Here is a 20,506-nt window from a genome sequence, read left to right as displayed (position 1 = left end):
GAACTGCTCGAAACCGCTCGGGAATGGAGCAAAAGGCCAGTCCGCCGCTCATGAGTTTGCCGCCGAGCAGTTCCGCGAACGCCCTGTAATGCCGCGACCCGGGCGTTCCGAACCGGCCAGGGGCGCCATGTGGAAGATCAACCGACCGTAGCGATCCGGGTCGGCCGAACGTCCGCAACTGCCGAGTTGAGAAGGGACGCCGGGCAGCCCGTTGCTCGGTGGGCCGCTAGTGTGGCGGCGTGGGACATGTCATGCAGGTCTATTTGGGTGATAAGGCACAGCTCGAGGGGGTGATCGGCGGCAAGGACGAGGCGTTGCTGAGCCGGCTCCTCGCCGCGGGCGATGGCGCGGATGAAGACGCGATCGACCCCGAGATATTCCGGGCGATCATCAATGGTGGGCCGTTCGATGAGGAGGACGCGGACGAGTACACCGCGGCCATGCATCTCATTTGTTCGATCCTTGGCGACCAGAGCATCGACTCTGTGGTCTTCCATTTCCAGAGCTGCCCGGACATCGTTGATATCTTCTACGACTGGGCTTTTGAAGACCTGCTGCCCGAACCCGAAGGATCCGGCTGCGCTATCTGGACCAAGGAGAGCAACGCCGACGAACTCGACGAGCGGATCGAAGACAAGGGCGCCGACTTCATCGATGAAGACAGCGGAGAAATAGATCGGGATGAGGTCGACGACGAAACCTACTGGATGAACGAATCCAGGCTCGCGGGTAAGGATCTCATCTTCTTCTGGGGCGTCTAGTCTCGTCGGCCAGTGAACGCACTCCTCTGCCGCTGACCGAACTGGCCAGCGCTGACCGGCTGGCATCGAGATTTACAGCGGCTCATGAACGTCCGCAATGCCGTGCTGGCCACCATGCGGCCAGCACAGCTCGGGTCTCGTAGTTCAGCTCGTACTGCCCGCTGGGCGCTTGATTCATTGGTGGCCATTGAGTGCAATCGCACTGGCCTGCGAAATCGTCCAGCTGGATCGTTGGTGCCGATTGGGGCATGTGGGAGGCGTTGCGGGCGGGCTGCGGACAGGGCGTGGCTCCGTCGCTGGAACGCACTCTCTAAGCCGAGTTTCGGATAGGTATAGACCTTGTGCAGGGATGCCCGTCAGACGAGGGACCATCCTCGTTGATGGAGGCGATCGATTGCCGCATCGAGTAGGGCGCGGCCGGGCGATGTTTCCTCCCACCACAGCGACCAGTGGACAGTGATTCGGAGTTCGATGGCGGTACTGAAGGAGTCCGAGTCACGGAAGCCGGAGTATTCGTCTTGCCACACGTGGACTGAGAATGGCGCCATGAAACCGAGGCTGTATTTCCCCGCCCAGACGCCCGAGGTTCGGCGTTGCACGGGAATCGGCAGATTCAGGGCTTTGTTGTCCAGGTCGTCGACGACGAGATAGTCCTGCGTGGCGGGTACCGAGGTGTCCGGTATGCGGGCCATGGTGTCGAAGACATACATCTCCTCCCATGATGGCCACTGGTTGTCTGACAGGTCGCATGGCGCATTGAACAGTGTATCGACCGCTGCCAGCATTGCTGACTGGTCGATCGTTTCAACATCGATCATCTGGGCGCGGGTGTATGCAGGAAACGGTTCTGTGCCTGGCGGCTTCAGATACCAATGTCCCTCTGCCAGAGGTTGTTGCGCGATCAGTGAGAGTCCATCCGAGTGGAATCGCACGCACTTTGTGAGCCCGAACTCCTTGGGTTCGATCAAGTTGCGGGTGAGTTCGACGATCGCTGCTACCGCCTGTTCGGCACCTGCTCGCTCACACTCGGTTGCTGTTGTGCCGCACCGCAAATCCCACTCGAGCTCCAGTCTCAGCTGGTAGGCATGACCCGATTTGTAGATGACATGTCCGGAATGCTGATCGTGCACAGTGCGTGATGGTGCACGACTAGTCCCTTTCGGAGCAACTGGCGGTTTCGGGAGTGCCACGGTTGGCGTTGCACGCTATAGCCGCATACCGCGCTGATCGAACCAGCCAGCGCGAGGCGCTGGCGGCCGAAACCTGGTGCGATGAAAACGTCCGCAACTGCCGATTACTGCAGGATCGACCGGCGTGCCGGAGGCTTCCAGCGCTATCGCAATCCGAAAGCGGAGATGTCCGGACGATCATCGGAGCCCTCATCCACTCGCGCTAGCCGCAGTGGCCATGTTGGCGGACTCCCGCCGGTGGGCTGGGCTGGATTGATTCTTGAATGCGCGGGCTCGGCGAGTAGGGCTTGCTTCTCTTCGAGTGGAAGCGGACGTCTTCTGAGAGCGCGGCCCGATCGTCACCGAGGCGTCCTCGCCGCCTACATGGACTCGGCCACATGACATCTCATCCATCCCATGTGGCGTTGGTAGAGCAACCCAGCGCGGGAGGCGGGAAACTCGGTAGGCCAAGATGAGGCAGTGGAAACCCGTTTCGCGGCCGCTGTTGAACGAATCGCTACGCGGCCGGCCACGGCTGAGGTGCCGTCTTCGCGCATACTTCGCGACGTGGGTGGAGCGCTGGAACTTACTGGGCCCGAACACGGGATTCGTGGCGACACGACATTGTGCGGTATCGCCCGGGAAGAGGTGCACGTGATGCGCCGTCTGTGGTTCCCCGACAGCACCTATGCCTGCGAGTGGTGCCGAGCTGAGGTTGCCTGAACGGCTGCAGCACGTGTACTCGAGGCGACCGAGGTCTCTGCCGGCGAACGCACTGATCTGCTGAGTTCAGTGCGTTCGCATCGATAGGGTGACAGGTGCCCGATCTGGTTGCGCCCACTGTCCGCTTGCACCAGTCTTGGCTCGAGGCACATGCGGAGTGGGGTCGGGGCGTCCACGAGCGCTGGTGCTACATGGACGAACTACTCGGTTGAGACCCGTTGTTGTGCATAGACGTGATCGATCGCTCGAGCAGTGAAATCGCCCCTGCGGGAACGAGTTCGCGAGGCAGTACCAGCTGACCGAACGGCCCCGTCAACACAACGACGTTGTCGCGCACCCGCATCCGGGAACAGTGGGCGAAGGGATATGTCGTTTCGCTGAGAGTGGTCGTCACCTCCAGGCCGTCGCTCAGGTAACGAACCTGCAGTGCCGCACCCGGATAGGCATACGCACGTACCTTCCGTGAGCCGTGCCGCGCCTCCCGCAGAGACAGACACACGAAGACGAGCAGGACCCCGATGTAGATCGCCGCACTCGTCGCGAGTGCTGCGGGAATACTTGTCCAGGTGTAGTAGGTGCCGGGCGAGCCAGCCACCCAAATGAGGTGCTTTACGAGTCGATATGCCATGATCACGCCGGTGACCGCGGCGGCGATCAACCACACATCCGATCCGCGCCATCGCATCGCGAGTTCACCCCGTGTGATCTGTACTGCGGTGCGCGGCCCCGCCCGGAACCGAACGATCGTGGCCCCGGCCTGATCTTGGAACACCTCACTCGAATCCGAGTTCATGGCATCGCATCTCCATCTCCCCACGATGCTTCCACAATGCTGTGCACGTTACGTTATGCGACCACCCGTTGCTCAGGTTGCCGTGCGTAAATCTCAGTCGCGCAACGTCATTGCTGACATCGTGGCTCCGTCCGCCAACAACGTATGGACGTCCGCTCCCGCCGCACGTGCTGACTGCATTCATCGTCTTGCTATAGCCATAACGTGATGGTGGCGGCGGACTCCGGGCTAGGCGGAGGAGGGCCAGTGCCGTGCGCGGCGACGGATCACGTTGCGGCGGTCGGAAGCGCCCGGGTGGGTGGCGGAGTAGTGTTCGCCGTTCTTCCTGGCTGAGGTCTCGAGGAAGTCGTGTAGGGCGGGACCGTAGCCGAGGTCGATGGCCACCTGGTCGGCCAGGAATTCTTCCCGCCAGTTCATCCACATTTTCGGGAAGGGTTGCAGGAGACAGACTATGGCCAGCGCCTGGGCTCGATGCGGGCCGATGGTCGGGAGCAGGGCGCCGACCAGGGCGAAGTAGGACGCGGTGGACATGATCAGCAGCAGGATCGCCGCAATGATGTTCGGGAATCTCCAATAGGGCCGCAGGGTCGATCGTCGATAGGGCACCACGGTGATGAGTGCTCTGGCCGGCGCGCCGAAGACGGTGGCGACCGGTGCGGTGCACAGGTATTCCAGCATTCTGACGGTCCAGCTGGTCCGGCTGGCGATCAGCTGATGACCGAATTCATGTGCGATCACTGCCTGTAGCTCGAGCGGGGGCAGTTCGTTCACAGCCGAAATCGTCACTGAGACAATGCGGCGTGGGTGCGCCATACCCGTCGTTCGAGGGCGACGGGTTCGTAGCACCATTCGCATCCCGGTATCACCCCGGACGATCTCTTCCACGCCACAGGGTCGGCCCGCGGCGTTCATGACATCCCCGGAGGCTGCCCACAGCAGGATGGAGGCCTCGACGCGTTCGGGCGGGTAGGGCGTGATGTCGGGAAATTGCGAGGCACGTCGTCGTATCGTCAACTCGTCCGGCGTGAACAGGGCGATGAGCAGCGCGTAAATGCCGATCAGAGACCAGACCACTATCGCGCTGATCGTTGCCCAGCTCCCGGCCCAGGCGCTCAGACTCCGGAGTATCACGACGGTCGCCACCGCCCAGGGCACAGCCAGGAGCAGGCGCAGCAGCGGCAGTAGTCGGGCTTCGATGCGGGCACGGTCACTCAACCGGTACCTGGTTGCGCCCGAGGGTGATTCGAGAGACATGGCGGGTCAGCTCTTCGTGCGGGCGAGGCTGTGTTTTCCTGCGCGGTCACTTCACGATATCGACGCGGCGACCGGGTCGCGTAGCCCCAACTTCGAAGGGCGGAAGTTTGGCCGCAGGCACAGATGCTGTCCGATACGGATAGCCGGTGAAAGGTCTGCCTCGACCATGACCAAGATTCGACCCCATCGATGTCCAGCTCCACCTCACACGCATTGCCCTCACGTGCGTGGTCAGCGCGGGGCCGCTAGCGGCCGGAACCTGGTGCGGTGCGGAGCATCCGCTATTGCGGAATGCCGCACGATTCCAGCGTTAGCCGCGGACGTGCATCAAGGTCACGGCCATACGTCGAAGCCTGTTCCGCAGTCGCCCATCGACGTTGGGGGTGAGTTGCAGGCCGGTGGCGTCAGCAATACGGTCTGCCACCTCCGCAACCGTGGCCGCATCGGTCCAGATGTGCTCGCCGAACTCCGGCTTGCCAAGCTGCTCGAGGCAACGATCCAGCTTGTCCACCGCGAACTGTTCTCTCCGCAGCAGCAGATCTTCCTGGCCCACGACCCGCAGGAAGGGCACAATGCCGAGCCCGCGGTCACGCAGCCTGTCCAACACAGTTTCCCGTGCAGCAAGCAACGCGAAGTGCCGCACGTCATGCCCTTTTTCGCGCAATCGCCCAACGGTTTCAGCGAAGTACTCGGGCTCGACGACGGTCATCGGCACGATGACTGTCCCCTCGTGTTCGGCGAGCACGAGGTCGAGGATCTCGAATACGCCGTAGCGCCAACTGGCATGGTCCTGAAAGTCACCCCGCAGGTGCGGAGGCATCATCCGATGTAGCCCGTATCCCACCTGCTCTGGATCACAGACCACGCTGCCGGGCAAACGCCTGTGCAACTCATGGGCCGTCTGAGTCTTGCCTCCGCCAAAGGGTCCGTTGATCCATAGCAGCATGATCACGACCCTACCGATCGAATCACGGATTGCCTTGCTGCCCAGATTGACTCAGTTGACTTGGGCGTGGCCTGAACTGAGCCTTCGGTCACAAATGTCCGAACGCACTCAACTGCCGCGTGCCGCGCTGATCGAAACGGCTCGCCGTCGGCGCACCGGGCAATGCTCCAATCAGGTAGCGTTCCAACAGGAGTCGAGCCACCACCAACCGCCCGCCAGCTCCATCGTGGGGCAGACAGGTTCGCCGAATCCGTTGTACGGTCCGGGCTCGGGTGTTCCGACGAAATGCCCGTAGCCGAGCGCATCGTCGGGGATCCCGATGTAGTCGGGTACGAACAGCACTGGTTGCCCACCACTGGTGCCGATCACTGCCACTCGGCAGTTCGCCGAAACGAGACACAGGTACGGAGGCAGCTCGACACCGTAGAAGTCGATTTTGCCATCCGGCAGTTCCATCGCTGCGATGGCGGCGAATGCCGGTCGCTCGACCCAAAACCTGGTCCACGCATTAGCGTTCGGGTCGACGAAGAGAAAAACCGACCCGCCGATCCCGATCAGCGCGAGCATCGCGGTTGCCGCCAGAGGCCACCGTCGCTTATCGCGGCCGGCCAGAAACAGCACCAGCACGAAGCAAACCAAGGCAGCCACGAACACTCCCAGCAGCAACGGCAAGGCGAGTATCCAGAATTTGGTGACTATCCAACCGCGATGCAGCGTCACGCCAAGCGCAATCGTGGCCACGACCACGGCGCACAGGGGCGCATCGGAGGGTCGAAGAGCTTTGAGGAACATGACAGCAACCTACGTCGGCGATGTACACGGAATGCGCAGGAATTGTGAGGATTTTGTGAGCGACCGCGTTCGTTCCGTTCCGAACATCCGCCAACCACGACCGGCCGACCTGTAATGGCATACCGCGCTGATCGCACCGGCCAGCGCGAGGCGTCGGCGGCCGAAACCCGGTGCGGTGCAGAACGTCCGCTACTGCCGAATTGAGGGGGTGTCCTCGGTCGGCCGCCACAGGCCCCTTCTTCGTTCCGCATTGCTCCGCAACATGATTAGGGCAATTGCCCGATAGCGGCTGACCTCCTCGGTCACTACCATCGAGTGGGTCGCAGGGTAGAACACCCAGCATCTCACTCCGAGGATGGCCCATTATGCGCTGGATGCGATGGGGAGTCTTCGCTGATCCGCCACTGGAACTCACAGACGCGGAACGCAAACGGGGCGAGCGGGCAGCTCGGAAGGCGGCCCGCGAGGCGCGGAAGTCTCTGGTACGGACAAAGCGGTACCAGTATCGGCGCTACCGGGAAAAGGCCGGCGACAGGTATCTGGATTGGCCGCAGTGGCGCATCGCCTATCTGGAGGAATATCGACGCGGACCCCTCCCCGAGTCCACGAGGGGTGGCATCTCCGCAGGGGACAGCTTCATGGCGAGCTGACGCCGTGGGTCGGGCCGAGCGAACCGGCCCTTGCAGTGCGGTGGGTTCCGCGCCGGGCAACGCGGTCGTCAGGCGGTCGGGCTGTTGTCCGCCATCCGGGTCCCGTGGCGCGGAACACAGGGTGCCGCAGGAGTGGAACGCAGGTAGTGTCGAGCGCATGATCACGCGGGTTCGGTCCACGGCGCTGCTGGTGTGCGCGCTTGTGGTGTCCGCGTGGGCGGTGCTGTATCTGGGTGCCGCGCATCCTGATTCGCTGCTGGTGCTCGGTGCGGTCGCGCTGGTCGCGGTGACCGCGGCCGTGATCGCGGCGCGGGGTCCGCTGCTGGTGGCCGTCGCGTCGGCCGGACCGGCGGAATCGGCGGGGAAGCGGCGTCGCGGGGCGTTCCTGCGGCAGAGCAACCCGGATGCGCCGGGGCGGCCGCGGCCGCGAGCGCCGGGAGTACCGGCGGCCTGACCGCGCGCCGCCGGACCTCGGCTTTCCAGCTGATGGTGCGAGTTCGAATCTCGCCACCGGGTCGGTCGCTGCCGTCGGGTCGATCGCCGTCCCGAATTCCTTCGCCCGCACGCGTTGCGCGGGCGTCACGCAGCGAGGTTCTCCGTGCTCGATTTCATCTATTACCCCGTGTCCGCCGTGCTGTGGCTGTGGCACACCGCCTTCGCGTCCGTGCTGGGCGCGACCAGTGGCCTGGCCTGGGTGCTGGCCATCGTGTTCCTGGTGCTCACCCTGCGGGCACTGCTGATCAAACCGTTCGTGGCGCAGCTGCGGTTCTCGCGGAAGCTGGCCGAGATGCAGCCGCAGATCCAGGAGATCAAGCGCAAGCACGCGGGCGACCGCGAACAGCAGGCGCTGGCCATGCAGGAGTTGCAGAAGGAGTCCGGGGTCAATGTGCTGACCGGGTTCCTGCCGATCCTCGGCCAGGCGCTGGTGTTCATCGGGCTCTACCACGTGCTGCGGTCCTTCCAGCCCGGTCACACCCAGAATTACGTGTTCGGCGCCGGGCAGGTGCAGTCGTTCCTGGACGCGAAACTGTTCGGCGCGCCCCTGGCCGCCACGCTGTCCGGGGCCGGTTCGCAGTTCGGAACGATTGCCGCTGTCGCGATTCCGCTCATGGTGATCGCCGCCATCGCCACCCACTTCACCGCCCGCGCCGCCATCGCCCGCCAGCCCGCACCGGCCGACGGCCCGGCGGCCTCGACCGCCCGCGTCATGAACACCCTCTCGCAGTGGGTGTTCCCGGCCGGCGCGCTGGTGGTCGGACCGGTCATGCCGATCGCGATCCTGCTGTACTTCGTCACCCAGAATGCCTGGACATTCGCCCAGCAACACGTGGTGGCGACCCGCTTCGGCGACGACCGCGCCGAGCGGGGCGGACGCGGCGAAAACACCGGGTCGGCGGCAATCGCCCACGAATAGCGGGCGCTCGGGTGGTGCGCGGATAAAGCGGTGGCGGTGACCGGATAGGCTGGTAGCTGGTCGCAAGCGGTTTCGGCTGCGTCGCGAACCCCCTCGAATCAGCACAGACAAGGACTGCACAGCGCTATGACCAGCCGCATCGAGCTCGCCCGCGTCGACCTGCGCGGACGTACTCCCACTGCTGCCGAACTGCGCGCGGCTCTGCCGCGCGGGGGCGTCGACGTGGACTCGGTGCTGCATCATGTGCGGCCCGTCGTGGAGGCGATCCGCGATCGGGGTGTCGAGGCCGCGCTGGAATTCAGCGCCAAGTTCGACGGCGTGACGCCCGCCTCGGTGCGCGTGCCCGCCGCCGAACTGGACAAGGCCCTCGCCGAGCTGGATCCCGCCGTCCGCGCCGCTCTCGAGGTCGCCATCGAGCGCACCCGCAAGGTCCACGACGACCAGCGCCGCACCGACAAGACCACCCAGGTGGTGCCCGGCGGCACCGTCACCGAGCGGTGGGTGCCGGTCGAGCGGGTCGGCCTGTACGTGCCGGGCGGCAATGCCGTCTACCCGTCCTCGGTCGTCATGAACGTGGTCCCGGCCCAGGCCGCGGGCGTGGACTCGCTGGTCGTGGCCTCCCCGCCGCAGGCCCAGTTCGGGGGTCTGCCGCACCCGACCATCCTGGCCGCCGCCCAGCTGCTGGGCGTCACCGAGGTGTGGGCGGTCGGCGGCGCGCAGGCCGTGGCGCTGCTGTCCTACGGCGGCGTCGACACCGACGGCGCGCAGCTGGAACCGGTCGACCTGATCACCGGCCCCGGCAATATCTACGTGACCGCCGCCAAGCGGCTGTGCCGCGGCCTGGTCGGCATCGACGCCGAGGCCGGTCCCACCGAGATCGCCATCCTCGCCGACGCCACCGCCGACCCGGCGCACGTGGCCGCCGACCTCATCTCCCAGGCCGAGCACGACGTGCTCGCCGCCAGCGTCCTGGTCACCGACAGCGTCGAACTCGCCGACGCCGTGGACGCGGCGCTCACCGCGCAGATGGCCGTGGTCAAGCACCACGACCGGGTCGCGGAAGCGTTGTCGGGCAAGCAGTCCGGCACCGTGCTGGTCGACGACATCGAGCAGGGCCTGCGCGTGGTCAACGCCTACGCCGCCGAGCACCTCGAGATCCAGACCGTCGACGCCGCGGGCGTCGCGGCCCGGGTGCGTTCGGCCGGAGCTGTCTTCGTCGGCGCCTGGTCGCCGGTGTCGCTGGGCGACTACTGCGCCGGCTCCAACCACGTGCTGCCCACCGCCGGATGCGCCCGGCACTCTTCGGGATTGAGCGTGCAGACCTTCCTGCGCGGCATCCACGTCGTCGAGTACACCGAGGCCGCGTTGAAGGACGTCTCCGGGCACGTGGTCGCCCTGGCCAATGCCGAGGACCTGCCCGCGCACGGCCAGGCCGTGCAGGCGCGATTCGGAGAACTGCGGTGAGCGCCCAGGCAGGCCTGGAATCAGGCACCGTCCCCGGCTCGAAGATCTCGCTCGACGACCTGCCGCTGCGCGACAACCTGCGCGGCAAGAGCCCTTACGGCGCACCGCAATTGACGGTGCCCGTCCAGCTCAACACCAACGAGAACCCGCACCCGCCGAGCCAGGCGCTGGTCGACGACGTCGCCGAGTCCGTGCGCGCCGCCGCCGCCGACCTGCACCGCTACCCGGACCGCGACGCGGTCGGCCTGCGCACCGACCTGGCCGCCTACCTGACCCGGCAGACCGGCGTCGCGGTGGACGTGGCCAATGTGTGGGCGGCCAACGGCTCCAACGAGATCCTGCAGCAGCTGCTGCAGGCGTTCGGCGGGCCCGGCCGCAGCGCACTGGGTTTCGTGCCCTCGTACTCGATGCACCCGATCATCTCCGAGGGCATCGACACCGAGTGGATCGAGGCCAAGCGCAACGGCGACTTCTCCCTCGACATCGACTACGCGGTGCTCACGGTGGGGGAGAAGAACCCCGACGTGCTCTTCGTGACCAGCCCCAACAATCCGACCGGGCACAGCATCCCGATCCCGGACCTGGAGCGCATCCTCGACGCCGCCCCCGGCATCGTGGTGGTCGACGAGGCGTACGGCGAGTTCTCCTCCGCCCCCAGCGCCATCAGCCTGATCAACAAATACCCGACCAAGCTGGTGGTCAGCCGCACCATGTCGAAGGCGTTCGCCTTCGCGGGCGGACGACTGGGCTACCTGGTGGCCGCGCCCGCGGTCATCGACGCCATGCTGCTGGTGCGCCTGCCCTACCACCTGTCCGTGGTCACCCAGGCCGCGGCGCGGGCGGCGCTGCGGCACGCGGACGAAACCCTGGGCAGCGTCCACGAATTGGCGGCTCAGCGGGACCGCGTCATGGCGGCGCTCGCGGAGCTGGGTTACGACGTGATCCCGTCCGACGCCAACTTCGTGCTGTTCGGCCGCTTCGCCGACGCGGCGCGCGCCTGGCAGCACTACCTCGACGAAGGCGTGCTCATCCGCGACGTCGGCATCCCCGGCTACCTGCGCACCACCATCGGCCTGGCCGCCGAGAACGACGAATTCCTGCGCGTCAGCGCGAAACTGGCGTCCGAGGAGCTGATCGCCCGATGACCACCGAACGTCCCGCCGACCGCATCGCCCGCGTCGAGCGCACCACCCGCGAATCCTCGATCGTGGTGGAGCTCAACCTGGACGGCTCCGGCAAGACCGACATCTCCACCGGCGTCCCCTTCTACGACCACATGCTGACCGCCTTCGGCCAGCACGGCAGCTTCGACCTCACCGTCCAGGCCAAGGGCGACATCGACATCGAGGCCCACCACACCGTCGAGGACACCGCCATCGTCATCGGCCAGGCCCTGGGCCAGGCGCTCGGCGACAAGAAGGGCATCCGCCGCTTCGGCGACTGCTTCATCCCGATGGACGAGACCCTCGCCCACGCCGTCGTCGACGTGTCCGGCCGGCCGTACTGCGTGCACACCGGCGAACCGGATCACATGCTGCACACCATCATTCCGAGCGTCGCCCCGACCGCGTCGTACTCGACGGTGATCAACCGCCACGTGTTCGAGTCGATCGCGCTGAACGCGCGCATCGCCCTGCACGTGCGCGTCCTCTACGGCCGCGACCAGCACCACATCACCGAAGCCGAGTACAAGGCCGTCGCCCGCGCTCTGCGCGCCGCGGTCGAATACGACCCGCGCGTCTCCGGGGTCCCGTCCACCAAGGGTTCGCTGTGACCAAGAAGATCGCCCTGCTCGACTACGGCTCCGGCAACCTGCACTCCGCCAGTCGCGCCCTGGCCCGCACCGGCGCGGATGTCGTCATCACCGCCGACCCTGAAATCGCCCTGAACGCGGACGGTCTCGTGGTCCCCGGCGTCGGCGCCTACGCCGCCTGCATGGCGGGCCTGCTCGCCGTCCGCGGCGACCGGATCATCGGCAAGCGCCTCTCGGGCGGCCGCCCCATCCTGGGCATCTGCGTCGGCATGCAGATCCTGTTCGAACGCGGCGTCGAGTTCGGCGTCGAGACCGACGGCTGCGGCGAGTGGCCCGGCACCGTCGAACGTTTGGACGCGCCGGTCCTCCCGCACATGGGCTGGAACACGGTGAAGGCTCCCGAGGACAGCGTCCTGTTCGCGGGCATGGACGCCGACACCCGCTTCTACTTCGTCCACTCCTACGCCGCCCAGCACTGGGGCTGGACCGACGACGGCGGCGGCCAGATCGCCCCGGCCAAGCTGACCTGGGCCGAACATGGCGTCCCCTTCCTCGCGGCCGTCGAGAACGGCCCCCTCTCAGCGACGCAGTTCCACCCGGAAAAGTCGGGTGACGCAGGAGCTCACCTCCTCCGCAACTGGGTCGACTCGATCTGATCGACCACCACTGACCGAACCCCCGGCTCCCTGTGGGACCGGGGGTTTGTCGTCCCAAAGTGGCCGGCCAGACATCGGCGGTCCGATCGCTGACCTTGGCATCCGGGGGGACGGGTGCGGGTATGCCCGTAGGCTAGGGCGGTATGACGCTCGACCAGGTCGTGGCCGAACTGTACGGGCTTCCGCCCGCCGAGTTCGTGGCCGCCCGCACCGAGCGGGTGCGGCAGGCTCGTGACGCCGGGGACAAGGCTTTGGCCGCCGCCATCGGCAAGCTCCGGCGGCCGACGGTCGCCGCGTGGGCGCTGAATCTGCTGTCTCGTGAAGCGAGCGATGATGTCCGCGCACTGCTGGAGGTCGGCGACGCCTTGCGCGATGCCCAGCGACGGCTGTCGGCCGAGCAGCTGCGCGCCCTCACCACGCAGCGGCAGAAAGTAGTCAACGCCGTCACCCGCAAGGCCGCCGAGCTGGCCGAGGGCCGGGGCCAGCGCCTGACCGAACCCGTCCTGCGCGATATCGGCGCGAGCCTGCAGGCGGCCCTGGCGGACCAGTCGGCCGCCGACGAGCTCCGCGCCGGAACCCTCACCGCCGCAGCCACGTACGAGGGATTCGGCCCCGCCCCGCTGACCGCGGTTCCCGGCGACGGATACCGCAGCTCCGGAACGCGCTCAGCAGATTCCACCGAGGACCGCGCTGAGAAATCGGCCACACGGACCCGTCGGCGCGCTGATCCCACGACAGCCGACGAGCCCGCCCCCGATCCGGAGGCCGACGCGCGACGCGAGCTCGAGGAAATGCTCACCGAAGTCGAATCCGCCCGCGCCGCTGTGACTTCCGCCCGATCCGACCACGACACCGCGGCCGCCGATCTCGCTGATCTCGACGACCGCATCCAAGCCCTGCGTGCCGAACTGACCGAAGCCGAACACCGCCACCGATTCACAGCCGCCACCGAGCGTTCGGCCCGCGAGACCCTCCAGCGTGCGCAGCAACACCTGGACGGTATCGAACGCCGTGTCGAAAGCGCCCGGAACCAATTGACTCCCGGCGTCTGAGCGGACCCCGCCGTCGGAGAGCGAATCCGTCAGAGTGCCCGCTTCAGCCCCACGTGACTGTTGTCGTACCCGAGCCGCGCGTAAAAAGCGTGAGCCCGCGTGCGGACCTGGTCTGTGGTGATCTGCGCGAGTGTCGCACCTCGGTGCCTGCCGTGGTCGTGCGCCCATTCGAGCATCGCGGTTCCGATGCCGCGAGAGCGTTCCGAGGCGGCGACCCGGACTCCCTCGATCTGGAGGCGGGTGGCGCCGCCGCGGGACAGCCCCGGAATGATGGTGAGCTGCATGGTGCCGACGATCCTGTCGCCCTCGTCCCGGACCACGGCCAGATAGTGCGAGGGATCCCTGGTGATGGCGTCGTACGCCTCCTCGTAGCGGGCGATGTCGGAACCTTCACGGGCACGGCCGATCTCGTCATCGGACAGCAGCGCGACCAGTGCCGGAACGTCGGCCCGCGCCGCCCGCTGCACACGATAGATCCGGTCGCCGAGCCGCAGCCGGCCACCGACCGAAGCCCGTGCCCGTGACTGCAGCCGGGCGATCAACGTGTCCAGCCAGGCGCCGACGTGCCGCCGGGCCTCGGGAGTGTCCGGGTACCGGCAGCGCAGGTGCAGACCGGTCTCGTCGAGGACGAACCAGAGCATCACGCCGTCGGTCCGAATCGTCGCGCCGACGTAGTGCGCCTCCAATCCGGTCGCGTCGACTCGCACCGGCAGCCGGCGCAGGTCCAGCCACGAGATCGCGAACATCCCCGGCGCCTCGGGCATCCCGCCCCACGGACGCAGGATGTCCTCCAGCGGCCAGGACCCCATCCGGACGGCCTCCTTCACCGCCTCGGCACTGGCACGCGGATCGGAGTCGGCCGACTCGAGCACCGAGTTGGTGATGAACCACCCCACCGAGTCGTGCCAAGTCGTGTCATACCGGCTGTGCACCGGAAACACCGCCCGTAGTGCGGTGCCGGCCAGCTCGCGGGTCACCTCGGTCATCGCCCCCACCACCAGCGCCAAGGTCGAGACGCCGTCGTCGCGGGCCTGCGCCGAGAACGCGGCGCTGTCGTCGACGTCGAGGACATCGCGCACCTCCACGCGCTCCTGCTGCAACGTCGCCTCACCCAGCGACAGCGGGAACCGTGGCATCACATCGCCGCTGCCCGCCAGCACCTCGGCCCAGCGGCGGTGCACCTCCGCGGGCGCCGGCGGGCGGTCCCGCAGCGCGCGGGTGTGCTCCGCGAAGGCGGGCACGGGCGGCAATGACGGTGAACGACCCTGCTGCACCGCGGCCAGCGCGGCGAGCAGGTCACGAGCGATCACCAGCATCGACCACATGTCGACGTGCGAGTGGTCGGCGGCGACCACCACGGTCGGCCCAACTGCGGTCTCGAGCACGCAGAGCCGATGGGACGGACGACTGTACGGTGAACAAGCCCGGTCGAGCACGTCGCGGAGCGCATCGTTGACCGCCTGCCCCGGAGCGATCACATGCTCGACCCAGCCGCCAGGGAGGATATCGACCTCGTGCAGCTGAGGCTCGCCGTCCGCGCCCGGCACGAAAACCGACCGCAGCGTGCCGTGCCGCTCGATCACCGCCAGCCAGGCGGCCGCGAGGTCGTCGGGCGGAACCGGCGCGGAGAGCTTGAAGGACAACGCCATCCAGGATCCCGCTCGGTCCCCGGCGGCGACATGGCGTCGCTGGTCGAAGGACACGGGAAGAGACCGGCCCACCCGCCCCACCGTGACGTCGAAGCCCAGTAGGCGGCCGAACGGCAGGCGCAGGTGCGCGACGTTGGTCAGCCGCATGCCGGTATCCTAGGCTCCTTCTCGAGCGACCGCCGCTCACCAGCACCCTGGAGCCACCGTGCCGACCTTCCGCGTTTCCGGCGCCGACATCGACGTGGAACTGAGCGACGAGGGCGGCCACCCGGTAGTCCAACTCCACGGCCTCACCTCCAGCCGCCACCGCGACCGTCTGATGGACCTAGATCTCGGCCGCGGACTCAGCGGAACCCGACTGCTGCGATACGACGCGCGCGGCCACGGCCACTCGACGGGTCGCGCCGTCCCCGAGGACTATCGGTGGTCGGTGCTGGCCGATGACCTGCTGAACCTGCTCGACCACTGGTTCCCCGGCGAGCGGGTGCACGGTGTCGGTCCGTCGATGGGCACCGGGACACTGCTGCACGCCGCAGTCCGCGATCCCGGCCGATTCGCCGGCCTCACCCTGCTCGTGCCCGCGACCGCTTGGCGCACCCGAGCCGCGAAGGCCGACATCTACCGCAAGAACGCCCGCTTGATCGAAGAGCAGGGACTCGCCGCCTTCCTCGGCGCCGATCTCACCGCGCCTCGCCCGCCCGCCACCGCCGGAACGCCGGAAACCGTGCCGGATGTCGCCGAGCACCTACTGCCCGCACTGTTCCGCGGGGCAGCGATGAGCGACCTGCCCGCCCCCGAGGCGATCGCCGCGATCGACGTGCCGATCACGGTGCTGGCCTGGACAGCCGACCCCGCCCATCCGGTATCGACCGCCGAGGCGCTGGTGGACCTGCTGCCGAAGGCCACCCTGGAGGTGGCGCACACACCGGCCGATCTCGCTCGCTGGCCGAGCATCCTGTGCGAGGACGTGGCACGACACGGGTAGGCCCGAAGCCCGCTGCTGCGCTACGGAACTCGACTCTATCGACATCGGATCCCGACCGGCGCTCACCGAAGATCGCCTGCCGTCGGCGAGCGCTCGCGCCGACGCTCGAAATCGTTGCTGTGCAAGCGATCAGCCTCGACATGCCGACACGACGGCCACGCTACTCGCGAGTCCCGCCGGACAGCTCGATGAGCAGGGCGGCAAGCGTAAATGAGAGAGCCGCGCGGGTCGACTCGCGGCGACCGATACTTCATACGGAACCGCGGCCAGTTTCACCATGCTCGGAGAAGTCATGATCAGTGTTCTCGTTGCAGCAGTCGGCGTTCTGGGAACGGCCATCGGTGCGTGCCTGACAGCCATTATCGGGGCGAGGGTCGAGAATCGGCGCCAAGCCGCGCTCGAGCGTGAGCAAGTGCGGAAAGAGTTGGCGCAGAAGGACAATCAGATGCTGGAGTTGCGAGTTGAGCACTTCCGATGGCGCCGTGAACGACGACAGGCAGCCTATCTCGACTTCCTGCAAGCCCTTGCCGCCGCTGATCGAGCGAACCTGCACGAGTACCGCCTTCTCAAGGCCGCGACTCCGCCGGAACCAGTCGCTGAAGAGCGGTTTGCCGAGATCCGAAGGCTGTTCAAGCATGCCGAGCAGGTTGGGGACTCGGTTCTGCTCGAGGGCCCGGAAGAGGTTGCGGCGGCGACACAACAACTGATCTTGCAGTTCAGCTCGCTGGTTCAGGCGGTTCGCGATCTGGCCGAGGCCCACGCCGAATCCGCCACCGACTTGCAAGAGCGTCAACACAAGATAGAAGAGATCGGTGCGCGCTATCTTTCCGATCGACTGAAACTCCTCAGCGCCGCTCGCGCCGCGCTCGACGAGATCACCGACATACGCTGATCGGCTCGACCTCGGATGACCACCCGCGCGAGCCGCGCTGTTCCGATGCGCCGACCTGGACGACCGTCGACGGCCAAGTCATGAATCACTCGCCGGGCTGAGTGCAAGAACTTAGATTGTAGGCGTGGGATGGATGGATCTCGTTGCCTCGCTGGTCAACTCGCTCGCCTGGCCTGCCAGTGCCGCTGTCATGGTCTACATCTCGAGGCGGTCGATCTTGAAGTTCATGCGGGGTATCGGCGAGCAGTTCCCGCGGGCGACAAGGCTGAGCATGGGGGCTGGTTCTGTCCAGTTCGCGATGGAGATGGTCGAGGAGCTCCAGAATGAGCAACGAGCAGAACCGCCACCGCCGATTGATGCCGAACAGGCCCAGGAGCTCGAGGATTTCGCGGCGAGGGTGAACCGGGTTCTGGCTGCTGACCCGGCTGCCGCTGTTCTAATGGCCTTTGACCATGTCGAGACTGCGTTGCGCGTCGTCTACAAGAAGGCCGTAGAGCTTGAAGGTCTGACCGGCGGACCTCGGTCGCCTTACCCCGGGTTCACCCAAGCCGCAGACGATCTGTGGCGGGGGGAATACATCTCACAGACCACTAAGACTGCGCTAACTACTGTGCACGACTTGCAGCTCCAGGCGCGATACACAGGCCAGACACCAATGCGGGCCGAGGCGGCAGCGGTCGTGGCGCTCGCTATCGGACTTGCTCGATCGCTTCGGGCCGTGCAACCCCAGCTCGATCCGGACGTCAGAGGAACGGGCCATGGCGGCGCGGCGTGGTGACTCGCGGCCGTAGTCGAATCATGGCGCGCGCTGGGTGCCGCGATCATCGCGATCGCGGCGGCTCCGGCGTGGTCGTATGTTGGCGCGGTCGCGTCAGCGGGTCATGAGCGGTGGCTGGGCAGCTGTCGGGCGGGTGCCGACGGACCAGACGGGGGAGGAGGCGACGCTGGCGAACTGCCAGCCGGCGGGGGTGCGGGCGGCCTCGAAGCGGTAGACCTCGCCGAGGGTGAGGCGGGGTTGGGAGCCGAGGGTGGGGTCTTGGGCGGGGCCCCAGGCGAAGACGGCCAGCAGGTTGGCGCGCACACGGGCGGTGTCGCCGTCCAGGTCGACGATGATGCCGGTGATGATGTGCTGAATGTGCTTGTCGGGGGAGTGGTTTCGGCTGGCCTGGGTGACCAGGGCGGTGCGGCCGACGGCCAGGCCGCCCGGGGTCTGGGCGGTGGCGTCGGGGGTGTAGAGCGTGGCGAGTTCGGTCCAGTCGCCCTCGTCGAGGGCGCGGCCGAGGCGGTGGACCAGCTCGGTGATCTCGAATTTGTCGGCCAGGTCGTGGATTCGGCCGGTGCTGATGTCGATCGCGTTCATGATGAGAGTCTTTCGACGAGATTGTTGGTTTGGCCAACGTTGGTGAAACCAATATAAATGATCGTGGGTGCTCCCAACAAGTGTTGGTAGATTCGCTGTCATGGACACCGCGCCCGAAGGAGCCTCCGGCCGGTTGCGCGCCCTGCCCACCCGCCTCCTGGGCCAGGCCGCGATCATCGCCAACCGCTGCACCGAGAAGGCCCTGGAACCCACCGGTTCCCGCCGCTACCACTACGCCCTGCTCGCCACCCTCGACGAGCACGGCCCGCTCAGCCAGGCCGAAGCCGGACGCCGTACGGGCATCGACCGCAGTGACGTCGTCTCCGCCGTCAACGACCTGGCCGACCGCGGCCTCGTCACCCGCACCCCGGACCCCGCCGATCGCCGCCGCAACACCCTCACGCTCACCCGCGCCGGGCGCACCCACCTCGCCGACCTCGACGAACGCCTCGAAGCGGCACAGCGGGAACTCCTGCCCGGATTCACTGCCGCCGAACGCGCGAACTTCGTCCTGACCCTCAACCGCATCCTCGAATCGCACGCCGGAGACAGCTGACGCATCCCTCGGTGGGATGGTGGAACCCGAAGGCAGCGCGACAACGGAAGGAGCGGACATGAAGATTGTCGTCATCGGCGGCACCGGCCTGATCGGGTCGAATGTCGTCAACCGTTTGGGCGAGAGCGGCCACCAGGCAGTTCCGGCCTCACCGAGCAAGGGCGTCGACACGGTGACCGGTGTCGGCGTGAAAGAGGCGCTGCAGGGCGCGGACGTCGTCGTCGACGTCTCCAATTCGCCGTCGTTCGCCGACGACGACGTCATGGCGTTCTTCCGCACCTCGACCGCCAACCTGCTCGACGCCGCGCAGACCTCGGGCGTCGGCCACTACGTCGCCTTGTCGGTGGTCGGCTCGGCCGACCTACCGGAATCCGGGTACCTGACAGCGAAGGCCGCGCAGGAGGAACTCATCCGGAGCTCCGGCCTCCCGTACACGATCGTGCGCGCCACGCAGTTCTTCGAATTCGCCGGTGGCATAGCCGATTCCGCCACCGCCGACGGCGTGGTGCGGCTGTCCGACGGCGGCGTCCAGCCTATGGCCGCCGACGATGTCGCCGCCGCGACCGCGCGGGCCGCGCTGAACCCGCCCCGCAATGGCGCGCTCGAGGTCGGCGGACCGGAGAAATTCGGCCTCGACCAGTGGATTCGCACCGTGCTCGCCGCCCGATCCGACCCGCGCGACGTGGTCACCGACCCGCAGGCCCGATACTTCGGCACCCTCCTGGGCCCCGACAGCCTGGTGCCGGGCCCCGGTGCGGAGCTCGCCCCGACCCGCCTCGCGGACTGGCTCGGCCGGCACTAAACGGCAGGGGCGGACGGCCGAGCGCGTCGGCCGCCCCCGCCGCGACTCGGTTCACCCTGCGAACGGTGTGACGCCGGGCAACCACTAGGCTTACCCCGTGAGTCTTGTGCTGCTACCTGCCGTCGATGTCGCCAATGGTGAAGCTGTACGCCTGGTTCAGGGAGAGGCGGGCAGCGAAACCAGTTACGGTTCGCCGCGCGACGCCGCTCTGGCCTGGCAGCAGGCGGGGGCGGAGTGGGTGCATCTGGTCGACCTGGACGCCGCGTTCGGCAAGGGGTCCAATCGCGACATCATCGCCGGGGTCATCGGCGAACTCGACGTGAAGGTCGAACTGTCCGGCGGCATCCGTGACGACGAGTCGCTGAAGGCGGCGCTGGCCACCGGCTGCGCGCGCGTCAATATCGGCACCGCGGCCATCGAGAACCCGGAGTGGTGCGCTCGCGCCATCGGCGAGTACGGCGACAAGGTCGCCGTCGGCCTGGACGTGAAGCTCATCGATGGCGAGTGGCGGCTGCGCGGCCGCGGCTGGGTCACCGACGGCGGCGACCTGTGGGAGGTGCTCGAGCGGCTCGAACGCGACGGCTGCTCGCGCTACGTGGTCACCGACGTGTCCAAGGACGGCACCCTGACCGGGCCGAACCTGGATCTGCTGAGCCAGGTCGCGAACGCGGCCGAGGCGCCGGTCATCGCGTCGGGCGGCATCTCGGTGCTCGAGGACCTGACCGCCATCGCCACCCTGGTGGACGAGGGCGTCGAGGGCGCGATCATCGGTAAGGCCCTGTACGCGGGCCGGTTCACCCTGCCCGAAGCCCTGGCCGCGGTTCGATAACCGCCG

21 protein-coding genes are annotated in these 20,506 nt (G+C 67.0%); 14 read left to right on the top strand and 7 right to left on the bottom strand.

Annotation, left to right across the window (positions count from 1 at the left end; genetic code table 11):
- The first annotated feature begins 239 nt into the window (after positions 1 to 239).
- Positions 240 to 761, top strand: a complete 522-nt coding sequence (locus ABZ382_RS34845) for a hypothetical protein (RefSeq protein ID WP_357098022.1) — start codon at positions 240 to 242, stop codon at positions 759 to 761.
- 356 nt (positions 762 to 1,117) lie between these two features.
- Here the strand turns inward: ABZ382_RS34845 and ABZ382_RS34840 are convergent, their stop codons facing one another.
- The 5 genes from ABZ382_RS34840 to ABZ382_RS34820 all read right to left on the bottom strand — a co-directional run bounded on the left by ABZ382_RS34840 (position 1,118) and on the right by ABZ382_RS34820 (position 6,438).
- The gene (locus ABZ382_RS34840; protein ID WP_357098019.1) at positions 1,118 to 1,891 is read right to left on the bottom strand and encodes a hypothetical protein; all 774 of its coding nucleotides are present in this window, start codon (positions 1,889 to 1,891) and stop codon (positions 1,118 to 1,120) included.
- Between the two features lie 949 nt (positions 1,892 to 2,840).
- Positions 2,841 to 3,446, bottom strand: coding sequence for a hypothetical protein (locus ABZ382_RS34835; protein WP_357098017.1), 606 nt, complete (start codon positions 3,444 to 3,446; stop codon positions 2,841 to 2,843).
- 228 nt (positions 3,447 to 3,674) lie between these two features.
- Positions 3,675 to 4,589 (bottom strand): M48 family metalloprotease, encoded by a 915-nt coding sequence (locus tag ABZ382_RS34830; protein ID WP_357098015.1) that lies wholly within the window; start codon positions 4,587 to 4,589, stop codon positions 3,675 to 3,677.
- Positions 4,590 to 5,010: 421 nt separating this feature from the next.
- Positions 5,011 to 5,646 carry an AAA family ATPase gene (locus ABZ382_RS34825; RefSeq protein WP_357098012.1) on the bottom strand — a complete coding sequence of 212 codons (636 nt, stop codon included), beginning with the start codon at positions 5,644 to 5,646 and terminating at the stop codon, positions 5,011 to 5,013.
- Positions 5,647 to 5,817: 171 nt separating this feature from the next.
- Positions 5,818 to 6,438: a hypothetical protein gene (locus tag ABZ382_RS34820; protein ID WP_357098009.1), complete on the bottom strand. Its 621-nt coding sequence runs from the start codon at positions 6,436 to 6,438 to the stop codon at positions 5,818 to 5,820.
- Positions 6,439 to 7,245: 807 nt separating this feature from the next.
- On the opposite strand from ABZ382_RS34820, the gene ABZ382_RS34815 reads away from it, so the two are divergent.
- From ABZ382_RS34815 to ABZ382_RS34785, 7 genes are all read left to right on the top strand, one after another.
- On the top strand, positions 7,246 to 7,542 hold the full coding sequence (locus ABZ382_RS34815) for a DUF6412 domain-containing protein (protein ID WP_357098006.1): 297 nt from the start codon (positions 7,246 to 7,248) through the stop codon (positions 7,540 to 7,542).
- Between the two features lie 144 nt (positions 7,543 to 7,686).
- Positions 7,687 to 8,502, top strand: a complete 816-nt coding sequence (gene yidC, locus ABZ382_RS34810; protein WP_357098003.1) for a membrane protein insertase YidC — start codon at positions 7,687 to 7,689, stop codon at positions 8,500 to 8,502.
- Positions 8,503 to 8,628: 126 nt separating this feature from the next.
- Positions 8,629 to 9,966: a histidinol dehydrogenase gene (gene hisD / locus ABZ382_RS34805; protein ID WP_357098000.1), complete on the top strand. Its 1,338-nt coding sequence runs from the start codon at positions 8,629 to 8,631 to the stop codon at positions 9,964 to 9,966.
- Positions 9,967 to 9,980: 14 nt separating this feature from the next.
- Complete coding sequence (locus ABZ382_RS34800; protein ID WP_357098037.1) at positions 9,981 to 11,111, top strand: histidinol-phosphate transaminase; 1,131 nt, start codon at positions 9,981 to 9,983, stop codon at positions 11,109 to 11,111.
- Positions 11,108 to 11,740 carry an imidazoleglycerol-phosphate dehydratase HisB gene (hisB, locus tag ABZ382_RS34795; RefSeq protein WP_357097997.1) on the top strand — a complete coding sequence of 211 codons (633 nt, stop codon included), beginning with the start codon at positions 11,108 to 11,110 and terminating at the stop codon, positions 11,738 to 11,740. Before ABZ382_RS34800 ends, hisB begins: the two co-directional genes overlap by 4 nt.
- Entirely contained in the window at positions 11,737 to 12,375 is a 639-nt protein-coding gene (gene hisH, locus ABZ382_RS34790; RefSeq protein ID WP_357097994.1) for an imidazole glycerol phosphate synthase subunit HisH, read from the top strand. Before hisB ends, hisH begins: the two co-directional genes overlap by 4 nt.
- 143 nt (positions 12,376 to 12,518) lie before the next feature.
- Entirely contained in the window at positions 12,519 to 13,427 is a 909-nt protein-coding gene (locus tag ABZ382_RS34785) for a hypothetical protein (RefSeq protein WP_357097991.1), read from the top strand.
- A gap of 29 nt (positions 13,428 to 13,456) precedes the next feature.
- Here ABZ382_RS34785 and ABZ382_RS34780 read toward each other — a convergent pair whose 3' ends face one another.
- Entirely contained in the window at positions 13,457 to 15,223 is a 1,767-nt protein-coding gene (locus tag ABZ382_RS34780) for a GNAT family N-acetyltransferase (RefSeq protein ID WP_357097988.1), read from the bottom strand.
- 58 nt (positions 15,224 to 15,281) lie between these two features.
- On the opposite strand from ABZ382_RS34780, the gene ABZ382_RS34775 reads away from it, so the two are divergent.
- From ABZ382_RS34775 to ABZ382_RS34765, 3 genes are all read left to right on the top strand, one after another.
- Positions 15,282 to 16,061, top strand: a complete 780-nt coding sequence (locus ABZ382_RS34775; protein ID WP_357097986.1) for an alpha/beta hydrolase — start codon at positions 15,282 to 15,284, stop codon at positions 16,059 to 16,061.
- Positions 16,062 to 16,353: 292 nt separating this feature from the next.
- Positions 16,354 to 16,953, top strand: a complete 600-nt coding sequence (locus tag ABZ382_RS34770) for a hypothetical protein (protein WP_357097983.1) — start codon at positions 16,354 to 16,356, stop codon at positions 16,951 to 16,953.
- A gap of 124 nt (positions 16,954 to 17,077) precedes the next feature.
- The gene (locus tag ABZ382_RS34765; protein WP_357097981.1) at positions 17,078 to 17,731 is read left to right on the top strand and encodes a hypothetical protein; all 654 of its coding nucleotides are present in this window, start codon (positions 17,078 to 17,080) and stop codon (positions 17,729 to 17,731) included.
- 93 nt (positions 17,732 to 17,824) lie between these two features.
- Here ABZ382_RS34765 and ABZ382_RS34760 read toward each other — a convergent pair whose 3' ends face one another.
- Positions 17,825 to 18,313: a nuclear transport factor 2 family protein gene (locus ABZ382_RS34760; RefSeq protein ID WP_357097978.1), complete on the bottom strand. Its 489-nt coding sequence runs from the start codon at positions 18,311 to 18,313 to the stop codon at positions 17,825 to 17,827.
- Between the two features lie 100 nt (positions 18,314 to 18,413).
- Here ABZ382_RS34760 and ABZ382_RS34755 point away from each other — a divergent pair, with 100 nt between their 5' ends.
- The 3 genes from ABZ382_RS34755 to priA all read left to right on the top strand — a co-directional run bounded on the left by ABZ382_RS34755 (position 18,414) and on the right by priA (position 20,500).
- Positions 18,414 to 18,869 (top strand): MarR family transcriptional regulator, encoded by a 456-nt coding sequence (locus ABZ382_RS34755; protein WP_357097975.1) that lies wholly within the window; start codon positions 18,414 to 18,416, stop codon positions 18,867 to 18,869.
- Positions 18,870 to 18,927: 58 nt separating this feature from the next.
- A complete protein-coding gene (locus ABZ382_RS34750) occupies positions 18,928 to 19,671 on the top strand; it encodes an NAD(P)H-binding protein (RefSeq protein WP_357097973.1) in 744 nt (247 codons plus the stop codon).
- Positions 19,672 to 19,768: 97 nt separating this feature from the next.
- The gene (priA, locus tag ABZ382_RS34745; RefSeq protein ID WP_357097970.1) at positions 19,769 to 20,500 is read left to right on the top strand and encodes a bifunctional 1-(5-phosphoribosyl)-5-((5-phosphoribosylamino)methylideneamino)imidazole-4-carboxamide isomerase/phosphoribosylanthranilate isomerase PriA; all 732 of its coding nucleotides are present in this window, start codon (positions 19,769 to 19,771) and stop codon (positions 20,498 to 20,500) included.
- Positions 20,501 to 20,506 lie beyond the last annotated feature (6 nt).

Origin of the sequence: Nocardia sp. NPDC005825, from assembly GCF_040630175.1 — a bacterium.
Classification (GTDB): domain Bacteria; phylum Actinomycetota; class Actinomycetes; order Mycobacteriales; family Mycobacteriaceae; genus Nocardia.
This window is presented reverse-complemented; position numbering and strand designations above follow the sequence as displayed.